This window comes from Escherichia sp. HH26CH, assembly GCF_009820205.1.
Taxonomy (GTDB): Bacteria; Pseudomonadota; Gammaproteobacteria; order Enterobacterales; family Enterobacteriaceae; genus Escherichia; species Escherichia coli_F.
Genome location: NZ_VNXM01000012.1, coordinates 56505 through 74603 on the forward strand (window position 1 = coordinate 56505; position 18099 = coordinate 74603).

Below are 18099 nucleotides of genomic sequence, written 5' to 3' on the forward strand. Positions count from 1 at the left end.
CCGTGCTAATCAGCTTTAGCGCGACAATTTGGCAGCGAGTGGCAACAGATCATGTCAGATAAAAATGAGATAGTAGTCACATTTTCTTGCACTTTATTCCAGCCAGTTCATAAGTATTTCCGTAAAAAGAACAGCTATTTGAAACACCTGAGGGTTTGCTGTTGAAACGCCGTCTTATTATTGCTGCTTCTTTGTTCGTTTTTAATTTATCGTCTGGTTTTGCGGCGGAAAACATTCCTTTTTCACCTCAGCCTCCAGAGATTCATGCCGGGTCCTGGGTACTGATGGATTACACCACCGGTCAGATTCTCACCGCGGGTAATGAGCATCAACAGCGCAATCCCGCCAGCCTGACAAAGCTGATGACGGGCTATGTTGTGGATCGCGCTATCGATAGTCATCGCATTACGCCAGACGATATTGTCACCGTGGGGCGTGATGCGTGGGCGAAAGATAATCCGGTGTTTGTCGGTTCTTCACTGATGTTTTTGAAAGAGGGCGATCGCGTATCGGTACGTGATTTAAGCCGTGGTTTAATTGTGGATTCCGGAAATGACGCTTGTGTTGCACTGGCTGACTATATTGCCGGTGGGCAACGGCAGTTTGTTGAAATGATGAACAACTATGCCGAGAAGCTGCATCTCAAGGATACGCATTTTGAAACAGTGCATGGTCTGGATGCACCTGGCCAGCATAGCTCGGCTTATGATTTAGCTGTGCTTTCTCGCGCTATCATCCACGGCGAGCCCGAGTTTTATCATATGTACAGTGAGAAAAGCCTCACCTGGAACGGTATCACCCAGCAAAACCGTAACGGGTTATTGTGGGATAAAACCATGAATGTTGACGGCCTGAAAACGGGTCATACTTCTGGTGCCGGGTTTAATCTCATTGCTTCGGCTGTAGACGGGCAGCGTCGCCTCATTGCAGTGGTAATGGGTGCTGACAGCGCAAAAGGTCGTGAGGACGAGGCAAGAAAATTACTGCGTTGGGGGCAACAAAACTTTACTACAGTGCAAATTTTGCATCGTGGGAAAAAGGTCGGGACGGAACGCATCTGGTATGGCGATAAAGAAACTATCGCCCTGGGAACGGAACAAGAGTTCTGGATGGTGCTACCGAAAGCCGAAATTCCACATATCAAAGCCAAATATACCCTTGATGGTAAAGAACTCACCGCGCCAATTAGCGCCCATCAGCGGGTAGGGGAAATTGAACTTTACGACCGTGATAAACAGGTGGCGCACTGGCCGCTGGTTACCCTGGAATCTGTCGGGGAAGGCGGCATGTTTTCCCGCCTGAGTGATTATTTCCACCATAAGGCCTGACCTTTCTTTTGCAGCAGACTGGCAGGAGTGCGAGTCTGCTCGCATAATAAACACTCATTCCTTGTGGTTTTAATATTGCAACTATACTGTATATAAAAACAGTATTAATGGAGGCGTCATGAACTACGAGATTAAGCAGGAAGATAAACGTACCGTTGCAGGTTTCCATCTCGTTGGCCCGTGGGAACAGACGGTAAAGAAAGGCTTTGAGCAGTTGATGATGTGGGTAGATAGCAAAAATATTGTGCCGAAGGAGTGGGTTGCTGTCTATTACGACAATCCAGATGAAACACCCGCCGAAAAATTACGCTGCGACACCGTCGTGACGGTGCCGAATAACTTTACGCTCCCTGAAAACAGTGAGGGCGTCATTCTGACAGAAATTTCAGGTGGTCAGTATGCGGTGGCGGTGGCTCGTGTAGTCGGTGATGATTTTGCTAAACCCTGGTATCAGTTCTTTAATAGCCTCTTGCAGGACAGTGCTTATGAAATGTTACCAAAGCCCTGCTTTGAGGTTTATTTGAACAATGGCGCGGAAGAGGGGTACTGGGATATCGAAATGTATGTTGCGGTGCAGCCAAAACATCACTAATTCATCTCAGGGCGGTGTGTTAACGCGATGACCACTCTTTTTTTGAAAGCGAAAAGAGTAAGATGCGCCTTTCAAATTTTTCGCTCCTGCCGGGAAATTACACTGTTCCCGGTATGTCCGTCGGATAATTCAGAGGCGCGCCTTCTGGCCGACAGATGTGTTATGAGCGCTTTTAATCTTCATTAACGGAGTTTCTGCGTGCGTGCCGATAAGTCATTAAGCCCGTTTGAAATCCGGGTATACCGCCATTACCGCATTGTGCATGGTACTCGGGTCGCGCTGGCATTCCTGCTCACTTTTCTCATTATCCGCCTGTTTACTATCCCGGAAAGCACCTGGCCGCTGGTCACCATGGTGGTGATTATGGGGCCAATCTCGTTCTGGGGTAACGTTGTCCCTCGCGCATTCGAACGTATTGGCGGTACGGTGTTGGGGTCGATTTTAGGTCTTATCGCTCTGCAACTGGAGTTAATCTCGTTACCGCTGATGTTAGTCTGGTGCGCGGCGGCTATGTTTCTTTGCGGTTGGCTGGCGCTGGGCAAGAAACCGTATCAAGGTTTATTGATTGGGGTGACGCTGGCAATTGTTGTTGGTTCCCCGACAGGTGAAATTGCTACGGCGTTATGGCGAAGCGGCGATGTGATCCTCGGCTCTTTACTGGCAATGTTGTTTACCGGTATCTGGCCACAACGGGCGTTCATCCACTGGCGCATTCAACTGGCGAAAAGTCTGACCGAGTATAATCGGGTCTATCAATCTGCATTCTCACCGAACTTACTCGAACGCCCACGTCTGGAAAGCCATCTACAAAAACTCCTGACCGATGCCGTGAAAATGCGTGGGCTGATTGCGCCCGCCAGCAAAGAAACCCGTATTCCCAAATCGATATATGAAGGTATCCAGACCATTAATCGCAATCTGGTTTGTATGCTGGAGTTGCAAATCAATGCATACTGGGCCACGCGCCCCAGCCATTTCGTGTTATTGAACGCGCAAAAACTTCGTGATACCCAGCACATGATGCAGCAAATACTGCTGAGCCTTGTTCATGCGCTGTACGAAGGTAATCCGCAGCCGGTTTTTGCCAATACGGAAAAATTGAACGATGCTGTGGAAGAGCTGCGTCAGTTGCTCGATAACCACCATGACCTGAAGGTCGTGGAAACACCAATCTATGGCTATGTGTGGCTGAACATGGAAACAGCGCATCAGCTTGAATTGCTATCGAATCTGATTTGCCGGGCCTTGCGCAAATAATTCCTGAACTTCAGAATCATCTTGCTGCTGCTTCGATTCAGCAAGGATAAAGGGTATGATAGTGAAAAGGGATAAAAGCATTGTCATCTGCGGCAGCTATGAGTAATGTTGGCCCTAACGAATAGCGGTTGCTTAAACGAATCCGACTCTCACATTATCAGGGGTATAAAAATGGAAACTACCAAGCCTTCATTCCAGGATGTACTGGAATTTGTTCGTCTGTTCCGTCGTAAGAACAAACTGCAACGTGAAATTCAGGACGTTGAGAAAAAGATCCGTGACAACCAGAAGCGCGTCCTGCTGCTGGACAACCTGAGTGATTACATCAAGCCGGGGATGAGCGTTGAAGCAATCCAGGGCATCATCGCCAGCATGAAAGGTGACTATGAAGATCGCGTTGACGATTACATCATCAAAAATGCCGAGCTCTCCAAAGAACGCCGCGATATCTCCAAAAAGCTGAAAGCTATGGGCGAAATGAAAAACGGCGAAGCGAAGTAATTCCTGTTTTATTCAATGAGGGTTGCCCGGTAACCCTCATTGCTCATTGCTCATTGCTCATTGCTCATTGCTCATTGCTCATTGTTTCTTTTCTGTGTATCACCGTCATCATTCCCATCTGATAACCTATTGAAATTAGCGACAGCCTTCTTCTGTATGCAGCAAGACAAAAAGTTCTGCAACTCCATTGTTATTAACCGCACTGGTTACTAACACATTGTGCGCTCCAGCTTCCCGTAACCAACTTTTCACCAAAGATATTTGTTCCATACTGGCTAAATCTGCTTTGGTTACTACTCCAATGACCGGGCGATTCATTGACGAGGTAAAGCCTGGCGAAAAAGGTGACCACGGTGCGTCCGCATTAAGCACCAGGGCGATAATGTCCGCTTCGCAGGCGCTGACTAACAGAGCACTGTAGAGGCTGCGGTTTTATCGGTGAGGACTGGCAGCAAGATTTCCAGCCTTTTGACGGTGGGCCTGTGCAATCGTTATCAGATTCGTATAGCGATTATTCAGTGCTGCTATTGATAGCAGCTGAAAGCGAGATATCCGTACCAGAATGGCTCCCTCATTCTGAGGGAACGACGGTAATTTTGATTGCAGAACACAATGCCCGTTTGCTGACTGGTCCGGTTGGTGGGGCTGTAGCATTGATCCATTATCTGAATGAAATCTGTCATTCCAGAGAAACCGCTGTCAATGACGCATTTTGTCGGACGTTAACACGAGGAAGTCTGGCTATTCCGCAATGCCATCTTCTTTCGTAATGGATTGAGAATGCTGGATTTTTAATTATATTACGCGCAGTATTAATCGCGTAAATGTTTTGCGGTCAGCAACAGTGGGGGAACCATTGTTCTGTTCAATGAATACCATCATACAATTGAATCAGGAGTCGGTATGATGATTTTGGTGACAGGTGGAGCACGGAGCGGGAAGAGTCGCCACGCAGAGGCGCTTATTGGGGACTCTTCACAGGTTCTGTATATCGCCACCTCGCAAATCCTTGATGATGAGATGGCGGCACGGATAGAACATCATCGGCAAGGCCGCCCGGCTCACTGGCGCACAGTGGAGCGCTGGCAACATCTTGATGAATTAATTCATGCAGACATTAACCCGAATGAGGCTGTGTTGCTGGAATGCGTTACCACAATGGTGACTAATCTGTTGTTTGATTATGGCGGCGATAAAGACCCTGATGAATGGGATTATCAGGCGATGGAACAGGCGATTAATGTTGAGATTCAGTCGTTGATTGCTGCCTGCCAACGTTGCCCCGCAAAGGTTGTATTAGTGACTAACGAAGTGGGAATGGGGATTGTGCCGGAGAGTCGTCTGGCACGACATTTTCGTGATATTGCCGGGCGGGTAAATCAGCAGCTGGCCGCTGCGGCAAATGAAGTATGGCTGGTGGTTTCGGGTATTGGAGTAAAAATCAAATGAGTAAATTATTTTGGGCGATGCTCTCATTTATTACGCGTCTGCCTGTACCGCGTCGCTGGTCCCAGGGACTGGATTTCGAGCATTATTCTCGCGGTATTATTACTTTTCCTTTAATTGGATTATTGCTTGGCGCGATTAGCGGGCTGGTCTTCATGGTGCTGCAGGCATGGTGTGGCGTACCACTGGCGGCATTGTTTAGCGTACTTGTGCTGGCGCTGATGACCGGGGGATTCCACCTGGACGGCCTCGCTGATACCTGTGATGGCGTATTTTCTGCACGTAGCCGCGATCGCATGTTGGAAATCATGCGTGATAGCCGTTTAGGCACCCACGGCGGTCTGGCATTGATTTTTGTTGTACTGGCAAAGATTCTGGTGTTAAGCGAGCTGGCTTTGCGTGGCGAACCGATCCTTGCATCGCTGGCGGCAGCATGCGCGGTCAGCCGCGGGACTGCCGCATTATTGATGTATCGTCATCGTTATGCCCGGGAAGAAGGGCTTGGCAATGTGTTCATTGGCAAAATTGATGGGCGACAAACCTGCGTCACACTCGGTTTAGCCGCTATTTTTGCTGCCGTATTATTGCCAGGTATGCATGGTGTGGCTGCTATGGTGGTGACGATGGTGGCGATTTTCATCCTCGGTCAGCTTCTCAAACGTACGCTGGGCGGGCAAACCGGCGATACGCTGGGAGCAGCCATAGAGCTTGGTGAACTGGTCTTCCTGCTGGCACTGCTATAAAGAGACGTGACATGCAAACACTTGCCAATTTACTGAATACGATCCCTGCCATCGATCCTGCCGCTATGTCGCGTGCACAACGGCATATTGACGGGTTACTCAAACCTGTTGGTAGCCTGGGAAGGCTGGAGGCGCTTGGCGTACAACTGGCGGGAATGCCGGGGTTGAATGGCATACCGCATGTGGGCAAAAAAGCGGTACTGGTTATGTGTGCCGATCACGGCGTCTGGGAGGAAGGGGTCGCTATTTCCCCAAAAGAAGTGACAGCCATTCAGGCTGAAAATATGACCCGCGGAACAACCGGCGTGTGTGTGCTGGCAGCACAAGCGGGCGCTAACGTCCACGTAATTGATGTTGGTATTGATACTGCTGAGCCTATCCCCGGGCTTATCAACATGCGTGTCGCACGAGGTAGCGGCAATATTGCTTCAGCTCCGGCAATGAGTCGCCGTCAGGCTGAAACGTTGCTTTTGGACGTCATATGCTATACGCGGGAGCTGGCAAAAAACGGTGTCACGCTGTTTGGTGTAGGTGAACTGGGGATGGCAAACACGACACCGGCAGCGGCGATAGTGAGCGCAATCACTGGCCGGGATCCTGAAGAAGTGGTTGGGATTGGCGCAAACCTGCCGACAGATAAACTGGCTAATAAAATTGATGTTGTGCGACGGGCGATTACGTTGAATCAACCAAATCCGCAGGATGGCGTTGATGTCCTGGCAAAAGTGGGTGGATTTGATTTGGTCGGAATGGCTGCCGTGATGTTAGGCGCTGCGTCCTGCGGTTTACCGGTGTTGCTGGATGGATTTCTTTCTTATGCTGCCGCGCTCGCAGCCTGCCAGATGTCTCCTGCAATCAAACCGTATCTCATTCCTTCTCACCTGTCGGCAGAAAAAGGGGCGCGTATAGCGTTGTCGCATTTGGGGCTGGAGCCTTATCTCAATATGGATATGCGTTTAGGTGAGGGAAGTGGCGCAGCTCTGGCGATGCCCATCATCGAAGCTGCCTGTGCGATATACAACAGCATGGGCGAACTTGCTGCCAGTAATATTGTTCTACCGGGGAATACGACTTCTGATTTGAACAGTTAAAAACGAAAAGTCTGATAAAAGCTATACTTATCGGATAGTATTCGCGACTTAGGAAAGGGACATGATGCGTCGTGTAAATATTTTTTGCTCATTTGCTCTACTTTTTGCCAGCCATAATAGCCTGGCGGTAACTTATCCATTACCTCCAGAGGGTAGCCGTTTAGTGGGACAGTCGCTTACTGTAACTGTTCCTGATCACAATACCCACCCGCTGGAGACTTTTGCCGCACAATACGGGCAAGGGTTAAGTAACATGCTGGAAGCGAATCCGGGCGCTGATGTTTTCTTGCCCAAGTCAGGCTCGCAACTCACCATTCCGCAGCAACTAATTTTGCCCGCCACTGTTCGTAAAGGGATTGTGATTAACGTCGCTGAGATGCGTCTTTATTACTACCCTCCAGACAGTAATACTGTGGAAGTCTTTCCTATTGGTATCGGCCAGGCTGGGCGAGAAACCCCGCGTAACTGGGTGACTACCGTTGAACGTAAACAAGAAGCACCAACCTGGACGCCAACGCCGAACACCCGGCGCGAATATGCGAAACGAGGGGAGAGTTTGCCCGCATTTGTTCCTGCGGGGCCTGATAATCCCATGGGGCTGTACGCGATTTATATTGGCAGGCTATATGCCATCCACGGTACCAATGCCAATTTTGGTATTGGGCTCCGGGTAAGTCAGGGCTGTATTCGTCTGCGCAATGACGATATCAAATATCTGTTTGATAATGTTCCTGTAGGTACTCGTGTACAAATTATTGATCAGCCAGTGAAATACACAACGGAACCGGATGGATCAAAGTGGCTGGAAGTTCATGAGCCGCTGTCGCGCAACCGTGCGGAATATGAGTCAGACCGAAAAGTGCCTTTGCCAGTAACGCCATCTTTGCGGGCGTTTATCAACGGGCAAGAAGTTGATGTGAATCGCGCAAATGCTGCATTGCAGCGCCGATCAGGAATGCCTGTGCAAATTAGTTCTGGTTCAAGACAGATGTTTTAAGAGCGTTGTTAATTAGAAAGCAAAAAGCCTGCTCGAAAGCAGGCTTTTTTGAATTTGGCTCCTCTGACTGGACTCGAACCAGTGACATACGGATTAACAGTCCGCCGTTCTACCGACTGAACTACAGAGGAATCGTGTGAACGGGGCGCATATTAATGGCAGTGCATGGTGATGTCAAAGGGTGAAATGCATTTTTTTGTTTGTTTGCTGCCAATTTCGACAAAATGGTGAGCTTTCAATCTTTTTGGTAATGAACCATCGTGGTGCATACCTTTCTGTATTGGGGCAGAGAACGCGAGTTCTAATAAAAAGATCGAGTGACAAAACTATCATAATCTCTTATTTGACCGTTGGTTAGCTTGCATATCAACACAAAATTAAAACTGGCAAGTATCTTGCAATCTGGATGTAAGTAATGGCGGCACTTGGGCCGATTCTTATAAACCGGAGGCAACATGAACTTCAGACGCCTGAAATACTTCGTAAAAATTGTAGATATTGGTAGCCTGACCCAGGCTGCTGAAGTGTTGCATATCGCGCAACCCGCGCTCAGCCAGCAGGTTGCCACGCTGGAAGGTGAGTTGAATCAACAACTTTTGATTCGCACAAAACGGGGCGTTACGCCAACAGACGCCGGAAAAATTCTCTATACCCATGCGCGGGCCATTTTACGCCAGTGTGAACAGGCCCAACTGGCGGTGCATAATGTTGGTCAGGCATTATCTGGGCAAGTCTCGATTGGCTTTGCACCAGGAACGGCGGCCTCATCTATCACCATGCCTTTATTGCAGGCGGTTCGCGCTGAATTCCCGGAAATTGTTATTTATCTCCATGAAAATAGCGGTGCTGTGCTCAACGAAAAACTGATAAGCCACCAACTCGATATGGCAGTGATTTATGAGCATTCTCCTGTGGCTGGTGTTTCCAGTCAGGCTTTGCTGAAAGAAGATCTTTTCCTGGTAGGAACGCAAGATTGCCCGGGGCAAAGCGTTGATGTTAATGCTATTGCGCAAATGAACCTCTTTCTCCCCAGTGATTACAGTGCTATTAGACTTCGTGTTGATGAGGCTTTTTCCCTACGGCGACTCACGGCAAAAGTCATTGGTGAAATTGAGTCTATTGCCACGCTTACCGCAGCAATTGCCAGCGGCATGGGCGTTGCAGTATTACCCGAATCGGCCGCGCGTTCGTTATGTGGCGCAGTAAACGGATGGATGTCACGCATTACCACACCTTCAATGAGTCTCTCTTTGTCATTAAATTTACCCGCCAGAGCGAACTTATCACCACAGGCGCAAGCAGTGAAAGAGTTGTTAATGTCAGTGATGAGTTCTCCAGTGATGGAAAAAAGGCAGTGGCAATTGGTGAGCTAAGCGTTATATCGGGATGGAATAAGATGCGGGTTTTTATTATTTGTTATGCCGGGCATTAAACTTTAACAATAACGTGATATCTGAACTGCCCGGAGTTTACCGTGAATTTCCAACAACTAAAGATAATCCGCGAGGCTGCACGTCAGGATTACAACCTGACAGAGGTTGCGAATATGCTTTTTACCTCACAGTCAGGCGTCAGCCGTCACATTCGGGAACTGGAGGATGAACTTGGCATCGAAATATTTGTTCGACGAGGTAAGCGACTGCTGGGCATGACTGAACCGGGCAAAGCATTACTGGTCATTGCAGAACGTATTCTTAATGAAGCCAGTAATGTTCGTCGGCTTGCAGACCTGTTTACCAACGATACGTCTGGCGTTCTCACTATTGCAACGACGCATACTCAGGCACGTTATAGCTTGCCTGAGGTCATTAAAGCTTTTCGCGAACTTTTCCCGGAGGTTCGGCTGGAGCTAATCCAGGGTACACCACAGGAAATTGCAACTTTGTTGCAAAATGGCGAAGCTGATGTTGGTATCGCCAGCGAGCGTTTAAGTAATGACCCGCAGCTCGTCGCCTTCCCGTGGTTTCGTTGGCACCATAGTTTGCTTGTTCCACTCGATCATCCCTTGACGCAAATTATACCGTTGACGCTGGAATCAATAGCGAAGTGGCCGTTAATCACTTACCGACAGGGGATTACGGGGCGCTCACGTATTGATGACGCATTTGTCCGCAAAGGTTTGCTGGCAGATATTGTATTAAGTGCGCAGGATTCTGATGTCATTAAAACCTATGTTGCACTCGGGCTGGGGATTGGATTAGTTGCCGAACAATCCAGCGGTGAACAAGAGGAAAAGAATTTAATCCGTCTGGATACGCGGCATCTTTTCGATGCTAATACTGTCTGGTTGGGACTCAAGCGAGGACAACTTCAGCGTAACTATGTCTGGCGCTTTCTGGAACTTTGTAATGCAGGACTGTCAGTTGAGGATATCAAGCGCCAGGTGATGGAGAACAGTGAAGAGGAAATTGATTATCAGATATAGCAAAAAGCCCGCTATAAAAGCGGGCTTTTCAGAAATTTGGCTCCTCTGACTGGACTCGAACCAGTGACATACGGATTAACAGTCCGCCGTTCTACCGACTGAACTACAGAGGAATCGCTGTTGAGGCACATCTTAACGGCGAAAAATCTTTTGTCAAACCCGATTTTTAAATTTCCCAACTGTTTGCCGTTTCTATCAACAGTTTGTTGCATTTGCAGACAATTTGTCGGCGAAAATCTTTGCAGCTTTGCTGATTCTCCCTCATTATTTGAAATGTGGTTTCACTTTCTGCAATTAAGGTCGGCTTTGAATATCTCCTCTGCTTTACGCCAGGTTGTTCACAGCACTCGCTGGCACGCCAAACGCAAGAGTTACAAAGTGTTGTTCTGGCGCGAGATAACCCCGCTTGCTGTTCCTATCTTCATGGAGAACGCCTGTGTCCTGTTGATGGGTGTCCTGAGCACTTTTCTGGTCAGCTGGCTGGGAAAAGATGCGATGGCCGGCGTGGGATTGGCGGACAGCTTCAATATGGTCATTATGGCTTTTTTTGCAGCTATCGATCTTGGTACTACTGTCGTTGTGGCATTTAGTCTCGGTAAGCGGGATCGACGACGAGCGAGGGTGGCGACGCGGCAGTCATTGGTGATCATGACGTTGTTTGCCGTACTGTTGGCAACGCTTATTCATCATTTTGGCGAACAAATTATTGATTTCGTCGCGGGTGATGCCACGACAGAAGTTAAAGCACTGGCGTTGACTTATCTGGAGCTGACGGTACTCAGTTATCCAGCTGCTGCCATCACTTTGATTGGTAGCGGGGCACTTCGTGGTGCAGGGAATACGAAAATACCGCTACTGATTAACGGTAGCCTGAATATTCTTAATATTATTATTAGCGGCATATTGATTTACGGCCTTTTCTCCTGGCCGGGACTGGGATTTGTCGGGGTTGGGTTGGGGTTAACCATTTCTCGTTATATTGGCGCAGTGGCAATTTTGTGGGTGCTGGCGATTGGTTTTAATCCTGCACTCAGGATTTCGTTAAAGAGTTATTTTAAACCGCTGAATTTTAGCATTATCTGGGAAGTCATGGGGATTGGTATTCCAGCGAGTGTCGAATCAGTGTTATTTACCAGTGGTCGGTTATTAACCCAAATGTTCGTTGCCGGGATGGGGACCAGTGTTATTGCCGGGAATTTTATCGCGTTTTCAATTGCGGCTCTTATCAACTTACCCGGAAGTGCGCTCGGCTCTGCTTCTACGATCATTACAGGCCGAAGGTTGGGGGTAGGGCAGATAGCGCAAGCAGAGATTCAGTTGCGGCATGTGTTCTGGCTGTCCACTCTTGGATTAACGGCCATCGCCTGGCTAACGGCTCCCTTTGCTGGGGTTATGGCATCGTTTTACACCCAGGATCCACAGGTTAAACATGTCGTTGTGATTCTGATTTGGCTAAATGCTTTATTTATGCCTATTTGGTCTGCCTCATGGGTGCTACCCGCTGGATTTAAGGGTGCTCGCGATGCCCGTTACGCCATGTGGGTTTCTATGTTGAGCATGTGGGGTTGCCGGGTTGTAGTCGGTTATGTGCTGGGAATCATGCTTGGCTGGGGTGTGGTTGGTGTCTGGATGGGAATGTTTGCCGACTGGGCTGTGCGGGCCGTGCTGTTTTACTGGCGCATGGTTACTGGACGTTGGCTGTGGAAATACCCTAGACCTGAGCCGCAAAAGTGTGAAAAAAAGCCAGTTGTGTCGGAATAAACGACAAAGTGCAGATTATTTCAGCAAACGATTTCAAATTTAAAAAACAGGCTTTGACATTGTGGATGGGCGTCGCTAATATTCGCCTCGTTCTCACGATTCCTCTGTAGTTCAGTCGGTAGAACGGCGGACTGTTAATCCGTATGTCACTGGTTCGAGTCCAGTCAGAGGAGCCAAATTTTAGTTTTGAGACATCTCTATGAGTCTCAAGACAGTTAAAAAATAAAAATTATTTTTACCCGGTTACCTTGTAAAAAAGTGACTGGGCTTTTTGATTTCTGTGTTTTGTGCGCTTAATCGAGTCTCACGCTTCAGTGAGCAAATTGCCCCCCCAACAGACATCACGATTCGCAAGGTCAAAAAATTCGTTCCGTGAAGTACCGTACAAAGGTATAGAGAAAAATGCCTTATGCGGGATGTTGCTGTCGCGTTTTTATCGGGAAACTAAACGTAATTGCCACTTTGTCTTCTGTAATCAGAAAAAGAAAACCTGGAATTTTAATAAATATTATTTCTCTGGGACCGGTATTTTTATAATCAATATGACGAGTTGAATATTATATTTATTATAAGAATTATATGAGATTAAAGAAATCTGCCATAAAGACAGATTTCTTTAAAATATAATTAGAGATTTGCGACGTTATGATAAACTTTTTGAACATCGTCATCATCTTCAAGGGCATCAACAAGCCCTTCAAAGATTTCTAAATCTTCTGGGGAAAGCTCAACTTCAGATTGAGCAATCATTTCTAATTCTGTTGTTGAGAACTCAGTGATTCCAGCTGCTTTTAGAGCCGCGATTCCTTTATGAAGGTCAGTAGGTTCAGTATAAATAACAATATTACCTTCTTCTTCAGTTACATCACGAACATCAACTTCAGCTTCAAGTAAAATTTCAAAAATATGGTCAGGGTCTGTACCTTTAAATACAATCACACCCGTATTGTCAAACATATAGCTGACAGAACCTGCCGCTCCGATATTGCCGCCTTTTTTATTGAAAATTGTGCGAACGTTAGCAATCGTACGGTTAACATTTGAAGTCAAGGTTTCAGCGATAATCATTGAGCCATTAGGACCAAAGCCTTCATAACGGCCCTGCACGAACGTTTCATCTCCGCCGCCTTTGGCTTTATCAATTGCTTTATCAATAACATGCTTTGGAACTTGTGCCTGCTTTGCTCGTTCAATAACGAATTTTAAAGATGTGTTTAATTCTGGATCGGGTTCACCTTGTTTGGCAGCAGCATAGATTTCTACACCGAATTTTGCATAAATTTTAGACGTTGCACCGTCTTTAGCCGTTTTTTTAGCAACAATATTGGCCCATTTACGTCCCACTGGAATGATCTCCTCGAAAATTTATTTACATTACTGGTAAATCGTTAACATGCGTTAATTCGGCATATTATATCATAACAGGAAAAATCTCGTCTATTAGAAATAAAAATATTCTAAATCCATAATCTTATATTTAATCTCATAAAAACTAATGTTGTTGGCGGATTTTTTTATAATTGTGTTTTGAAAGCATACTTGCTTTTAATATATGGAAATCATTAAGGCTATAATAAAACTCGTATCCGCCCCAGGAAGCAAACAGCCTGCTTTATTGCAGGCTATTTGCTGGATGACTTACTAAATCCTTCACATCTATTCCTGATAAAAAGGAACAGAACTTATTACCGGAACGGCGGTTCATTAAAGGTTCGTAATTTACGTGAATGCAGTCGGTCGCCTTCTGCGCGCAGCAAATCGATCGCACGAATGCCAATTTGCAGGTGTTCGGAAATAGCGCCTTCATAAAAACGGTTAGCCTGACCGGGAAGTTTAATCTCACCATGCAACGGTTTATCTGAAACACACAGTAGTGTCCCGTATGGCACGCGGAAACGATATCCTTGCGCGGCAATGGTTGCACTTTCCATATCAATTGCCACGGCACGGCTTAAGTTAAAACGAAGTGCAGAAGCTGAGTAACGTAATTCCCAGTTCCTGTCATCTGTGGTTACCACAGTGCCAGTACGTAGCCGCTGTTTAACTTCCTCTCCGGGCCTGCCGCTGACTAACTTGGTAGCGTCATAAAGCGCACGTTGCACTTCAGCAATGCTCGGAATAGGAATATCGGGCGGCAGTACCGCATCAAGAACGTGGTCATCGCGTAAATAAGCGTGTGCAAGTACATAATCTCCAATGGCCTGGCTTTCACGTAAGCCACCACAGTGACCAATCATCAACCAGACATCCGGGCGCAGCACCGCCAGATGATCGCAGATGGTTTTAGCATTTGACGGTCCCACGCCAATATTCACCAGAGTAATACCCTGACCATCGGCGGTAATTAAATGCCATGCAGGCATCTGATGTTTTTTCCATGCAAGGTCGGAAATGGCTTCTTCTGGCGCTTCGGTTTCGGCGGTGATCCAGTTCCCGCCAGCACAAGAAAGGGCAATGTAGGGACTATCAGGGTCGAGGATCTGGCTGCATCCCCAACGAACGAATTCATCCACATAACGTGTGTAGTTGGTAAACAAGACGAACGGCTGAAAATGTTCAACTGGCGTACCGGTATAATGGCGCAACCGCGCGAGGGAGAAATCGACGCGGCGCGCATCAAAATGCGATAGCGGGGAGAATTCCGTTGGATGATAAATGCCGTCTGCAGTTTCATCGCCAATTTGCGCCAGTTCTGTTGTCGGGAAGTAGCGAGTTAACCCAGCGCTCATTGAGCGATCAAGTGTCAATTCAGAGCCATCGATGACATAAGGATAAGGGATTTCATGCTGCGAGGGTTGCACCGAGATATGCGCACCATAATCCTGATACAGCAACGTAAGTTGTTCATTCAGATACGAACGAAAGAGAGTAGGGCGAGTAATCGTGGTGGTGTAGCTGCCTGCGTGGGTAAAACGACCAAATGCGCGCGTTTTGGGGGGATTGGTTGTGCTACCGTCCCAGGTTACGGTCAGTGATGGATAGACAAAAAGACCTTGTTTGCGGGCGTTTTCATCAGGTAATTCGCCACTTTTAATATAGTTGCCAATGGCGTTGCGTAAAGCGACTACAGATTGCTCATACAGCGTGTCGAGTTTATCCAGTGCCTGAGCTGGGGTCAGACCGGAGCCCTTATTATTCATGTGTGTCTCCTGTTCCATACAATTACCGCACTTCCGATAGTATGTCACAGGAATGTGAAACAAAAGTGTAAGGCGAAGATCGGATGATCTTCGCCAGGCTATTAAGCGCGTTGATTGTCTTTCATCAACAAAGCGGTTATTGCAGAAATGAGGCATCCAGCCAGCAAATAAATGGCGACGCTATGCCAGTTTCCAGCAAAATAAGTGATGAGTGCAGCAGCAATAAAAGGTGTAAATCCACCGCCGACCACACTGGCAACCTGATATCCGACTCCAGCGCCACTATAGCGATAACTGGCACCAAACATTTCGGTAAACATCGGTTGTTGCACGCACACCACCATGTCATGCGCAATGTTTGCCAGCATTATGGAGAAGAAAACTATCCAGAAAATAGATTGTGCTTCAAGCGCTATAAAGAAAGGAAATGCGCTCAACGTTCCGATTAACGCGCCTGTGATATACACTCTGCGGCGACCAAAACGATCGGCAAGCCAGGCAAAACAGGGAATTGTCAGGCAGCTTAGTCCACCTACCAACAAACCGATATTAAGGAAAAGTTCGCGCGGTAACCCCATATTCTGGGTTGAATAGTTAAGCGCAAAGGCGGTAACGATGTACATCGTCAGCAACTCGCACAGTCGTAGCGCAATAATCTTCAGGAAAGCACCGGGATGCCGTAATAGTGCTTCGATAACCGGGATGCGTTTTTGCGCTGCCGCTTGATTATGTTGCTGTTGTTCAAATTCCGCGGACTCCTCCATGCCATTACGCACCCACAATGCTCCCAGCACCAGTACGATGCTAAACAGGAAAGGAATACGCCAGCCCCAGCTTAGAAACTGTTCGTCAGTCGTCATCATACTGATCAGTGAAACCAGTCCGGTTGAAAGCAGTAAACCTACACCGTAACCAACTTGTACACCGCTACTGTAAAAGGCTTTTTTATTCTTAGGTGCGCTTTCAACGGAAAGCAACGCTGCGCCTCCCCATTCGCCGCCGACGGCAAATCCCTGAATGGCACGCAGTGTCACCAGTAAAATGGGGGCCCACCAACCTATGGTCGAGAAGGAAGGAAGAATGCCAATCAAGGCTGTCGCGATGCCCATCATCCAGACGGTCAGCATTAACATGCGCTTACGTCCCAGTCGGTCGCCAAAATGACCGAAAATGACACCGCCGAGCGGACGGAACAGGAATCCGACACCAAAGGTGGCAAATGCGGCGAGCGTTCCCATAGCCGGGCTGACTTGCGGGAAAAACTCGCGATTAAACACCAGTGCGGCGGTAATGCCATAGAGTAAAAAATCATACCAGTCGACGACGGCACCAGCGAAACTGCCTAACGCAGCTCGTCGGGCGCGACTTAACGAAAGCGTCCCTTCATCGGGACGAGTGGAGATGAGCGTGGAGTCCATAATGATCCTGTTTGTACTGTCTTTTTATAATTAGTATGGAAAAGGTAACTCACATTGCCGTCGATCTATAAACGAACCTTATGAGACTACCTCGACAGAGCGCATCTGCAAATGATTTTATGGCTGATTAACGGCAACATGAAAAATTCGATGGAAGATGAAATCGCAGGAGTTGCATAAGGATTGAGCAGAGCACCTACAGTTTTGAGATATGAAACATAAAAGTCCGCATATGCACAAAATTGCACCCTGATGATTCTGATAGACTGCATTGCATTATAACCAGTAGGGAGGCGAGGTTAGGTATGTTTTTAGCATCATTGTTGAGACGTATTGCATTTAGTTACTACGATTATAAAGCTAATAATTTCAATATTGGAAAAACAGACTTTGTTGTTATCCACATTCCCGATCAAATTGGCGATGCTATGGCCATCTTTCCAGTTATTCGGGCGCTTGAATTGCATAAAATTAAGCATCTTTTAATTGTTACTTCGACTATTAATTTAGAAGTCTTTAATGCGCTCAAACTTGAACAGACTAAATTAACATTAGTAACAATGACTATGCAGGATCACGCAACATTAAAAGAAATAAAAGATTTAGCGAAGAACATAACACAGCGATACGGTACGCCGGATCTTTGTATAGAGGCGATGCGTAAAAAGAACCTGAAAACGATGTTATTTATCAGTCAGTTGAAAGCAAAAACGAATTTTCAGGTTGTCGGTTTAACCATGAAGTGCTATTCCCCTTTGTGTAAGAACGCCTCCCGGATGGATCAGAATCTCAGGGCTCCCGTACCCATGACATGGGCGTTTATGATGCGTGAAGCGGGTTTTCCTGCAGTCAGGCCAATATATGAATTGCCATTAAGCGAGCAGGTAATAAATGAAGTACGTGAGGAATTGTGCACTTTAGGATCTTACATTGCGCTTAATTTAGATGGCAGCGTGCAGGAACGCACATTTTCGTTATCAGTAGCTGAGAAACTCATCGCCAAAATTCAAAGTGATAATGATATGCCAATAGTCATTGTTCATGGACCAAAAGGGGAAGATAAAGCCCGGAAATTAGCGGGTTGTTATAATAATGTCTACCGGCTATCCTTATCACCCTCGATTAAACGTTCAGCAGCAATCATAAAAGATGCTTATATCGCAATAACCCCTGATACCTCAATATTACATATGGCAAGTGCCTATAATACCCCCGTCGTTGCAATTTATGCTGATTACAAAACGCGGTGGCCTGCGATGGCAGATATCTCGGAGTCAGTGGTCGTTGGGCAAAAAATTGATCATATAAGTTTGGATGAATTCGGAAAGGCGCTAAAAAGTGCTTTGGAGAGAGTATGTGTCAGTACTTACGTATAGAGGGTAATGCCGATCTATGCTGAA

Annotated in this window: 16 protein-coding genes, 3 tRNA genes and 1 pseudogene; 14 read left to right on the plus strand and 6 right to left on the minus strand. The window is 47.1% G+C overall.

The window, feature by feature from the left end:
- The first annotated feature begins 161 nt into the window (after positions 1–161).
- The 4 genes from dacD to FQ015_RS02230 all read left to right on the plus strand — a co-directional run bounded on the left by dacD (position 162) and on the right by FQ015_RS02230 (position 3678).
- A complete protein-coding gene (dacD, locus tag FQ015_RS02215) occupies positions 162–1328 on the plus strand; it encodes a serine-type D-Ala-D-Ala carboxypeptidase DacD (protein WP_136655405.1) in 1167 nt (388 codons plus the stop codon).
- Between the two features lie 118 nt (positions 1329–1446).
- Positions 1447–1920 (plus strand): DNA gyrase inhibitor SbmC, encoded by a 474-nt coding sequence (gene sbmC, locus FQ015_RS02220; protein ID WP_001602831.1) that lies wholly within the window; start codon positions 1447–1449, stop codon positions 1918–1920.
- Between the two features lie 198 nt (positions 1921–2118).
- Positions 2119–3177: an FUSC family protein gene (locus tag FQ015_RS02225; protein ID WP_160523658.1), complete on the plus strand. Its 1059-nt coding sequence runs from the start codon at positions 2119–2121 to the stop codon at positions 3175–3177.
- A gap of 171 nt (positions 3178–3348) precedes the next feature.
- Positions 3349–3678, plus strand: coding sequence for a DUF496 family protein (locus FQ015_RS02230; protein WP_000450409.1), 330 nt, complete (start codon positions 3349–3351; stop codon positions 3676–3678).
- Between the two features lie 135 nt (positions 3679–3813).
- Here the strand turns inward: FQ015_RS02230 and FQ015_RS02235 are convergent.
- A pseudogene (locus FQ015_RS02235) lies at positions 3814–4110 on the minus strand (EutP/PduV family microcompartment system protein); the annotation flags it as partial.
- A gap of 2 nt (positions 4111–4112) precedes the next feature.
- Between FQ015_RS02235 and FQ015_RS23920 the strand changes: the two are divergent.
- The 5 genes from FQ015_RS23920 to ldtA all read left to right on the plus strand — a co-directional run bounded on the left by FQ015_RS23920 (position 4113) and on the right by ldtA (position 7955).
- Positions 4113–4448: a hypothetical protein gene (locus FQ015_RS23920; protein ID WP_039020674.1), complete on the plus strand. Its 336-nt coding sequence runs from the start codon at positions 4113–4115 to the stop codon at positions 4446–4448.
- Positions 4449–4581: 133 nt separating this feature from the next.
- Positions 4582–5127, plus strand: coding sequence for a bifunctional adenosylcobinamide kinase/adenosylcobinamide-phosphate guanylyltransferase (cobU, locus tag FQ015_RS02240; RefSeq protein WP_039020675.1), 546 nt, complete (start codon positions 4582–4584; stop codon positions 5125–5127).
- On the plus strand, positions 5124–5867 hold the full coding sequence (gene cobS, locus FQ015_RS02245; protein WP_001297350.1) for an adenosylcobinamide-GDP ribazoletransferase: 744 nt from the start codon (positions 5124–5126) through the stop codon (positions 5865–5867). Before cobU ends, cobS begins: the two co-directional genes overlap by 4 nt.
- An 11-nt stretch (positions 5868–5878) precedes the next feature.
- Positions 5879–6958: a nicotinate-nucleotide--dimethylbenzimidazole phosphoribosyltransferase gene (gene cobT / locus FQ015_RS02250; protein WP_160523659.1), complete on the plus strand. Its 1080-nt coding sequence runs from the start codon at positions 5879–5881 to the stop codon at positions 6956–6958.
- 61 nt (positions 6959–7019) lie between these two features.
- A complete protein-coding gene (ldtA, locus tag FQ015_RS02255; RefSeq protein ID WP_160523660.1) occupies positions 7020–7955 on the plus strand; it encodes a L,D-transpeptidase in 936 nt (311 codons plus the stop codon).
- Between the two features lie 55 nt (positions 7956–8010).
- Here the strand turns inward: ldtA and FQ015_RS02260 are convergent.
- Positions 8011–8086: transfer RNA gene (locus tag FQ015_RS02260), tRNA-Asn, on the minus strand.
- A 324-nt stretch (positions 8087–8410) separates the two neighbouring features.
- On the opposite strand from FQ015_RS02260, the gene nac reads away from it, so the two are divergent.
- Both nac and cbl read left to right on the plus strand, forming a co-directional pair.
- Positions 8411–9328, plus strand: coding sequence for a nitrogen assimilation transcriptional regulator NAC (gene nac, locus FQ015_RS02265; protein ID WP_039020678.1), 918 nt, complete (start codon positions 8411–8413; stop codon positions 9326–9328).
- A gap of 101 nt (positions 9329–9429) precedes the next feature.
- Positions 9430–10380, plus strand: a complete 951-nt coding sequence (cbl, locus tag FQ015_RS02270) for an HTH-type transcriptional regulator Cbl (protein WP_032303291.1) — start codon at positions 9430–9432, stop codon at positions 10378–10380.
- A 37-nt stretch (positions 10381–10417) separates the two neighbouring features.
- On the opposite strand, the gene FQ015_RS02275 is transcribed toward cbl, so the two are convergent.
- Positions 10418–10493: transfer RNA gene (locus tag FQ015_RS02275), tRNA-Asn, on the minus strand.
- 160 nt (positions 10494–10653) lie between these two features.
- On the opposite strand from FQ015_RS02275, the gene yeeO reads away from it, so the two are divergent.
- Positions 10654–12141 carry a toxic metabolite efflux MATE transporter YeeO gene (yeeO, locus tag FQ015_RS02280; RefSeq protein ID WP_337191367.1) on the plus strand — a complete coding sequence of 496 codons (1488 nt, stop codon included), beginning with the start codon at positions 10654–10656 and terminating at the stop codon, positions 12139–12141.
- A gap of 100 nt (positions 12142–12241) precedes the next feature.
- Positions 12242–12317: transfer RNA gene (locus tag FQ015_RS02285), tRNA-Asn, on the plus strand.
- A 451-nt stretch (positions 12318–12768) separates the two neighbouring features.
- On the opposite strand, the gene FQ015_RS02290 is transcribed toward FQ015_RS02285, so the two are convergent.
- The 3 genes from FQ015_RS02290 to shiA all read right to left on the minus strand — a co-directional run bounded on the left by FQ015_RS02290 (position 12769) and on the right by shiA (position 16699).
- Positions 12769–13485 carry a YebC/PmpR family DNA-binding transcriptional regulator gene (locus FQ015_RS02290; protein ID WP_000532923.1) on the minus strand — a complete coding sequence of 239 codons (717 nt, stop codon included), beginning with the start codon at positions 13483–13485 and terminating at the stop codon, positions 12769–12771.
- Between the two features lie 341 nt (positions 13486–13826).
- Positions 13827–15281 (minus strand): AMP nucleosidase, encoded by a 1455-nt coding sequence (gene amn / locus FQ015_RS02295; protein ID WP_160523661.1) that lies wholly within the window; start codon positions 15279–15281, stop codon positions 13827–13829.
- A 101-nt stretch (positions 15282–15382) separates the two neighbouring features.
- Positions 15383–16699 carry a shikimate transporter gene (gene shiA / locus FQ015_RS02300; RefSeq protein WP_160523662.1) on the minus strand — a complete coding sequence of 439 codons (1317 nt, stop codon included), beginning with the start codon at positions 16697–16699 and terminating at the stop codon, positions 15383–15385.
- Between the two features lie 305 nt (positions 16700–17004).
- Here shiA and FQ015_RS02305 point away from each other — a divergent pair, with 305 nt between their 5' ends.
- Positions 17005–18075 (plus strand): glycosyltransferase family 9 protein, encoded by a 1071-nt coding sequence (locus tag FQ015_RS02305; protein WP_039020681.1) that lies wholly within the window; start codon positions 17005–17007, stop codon positions 18073–18075.
- The last annotated feature ends 24 nt before the right edge of the window (positions 18076–18099 follow it).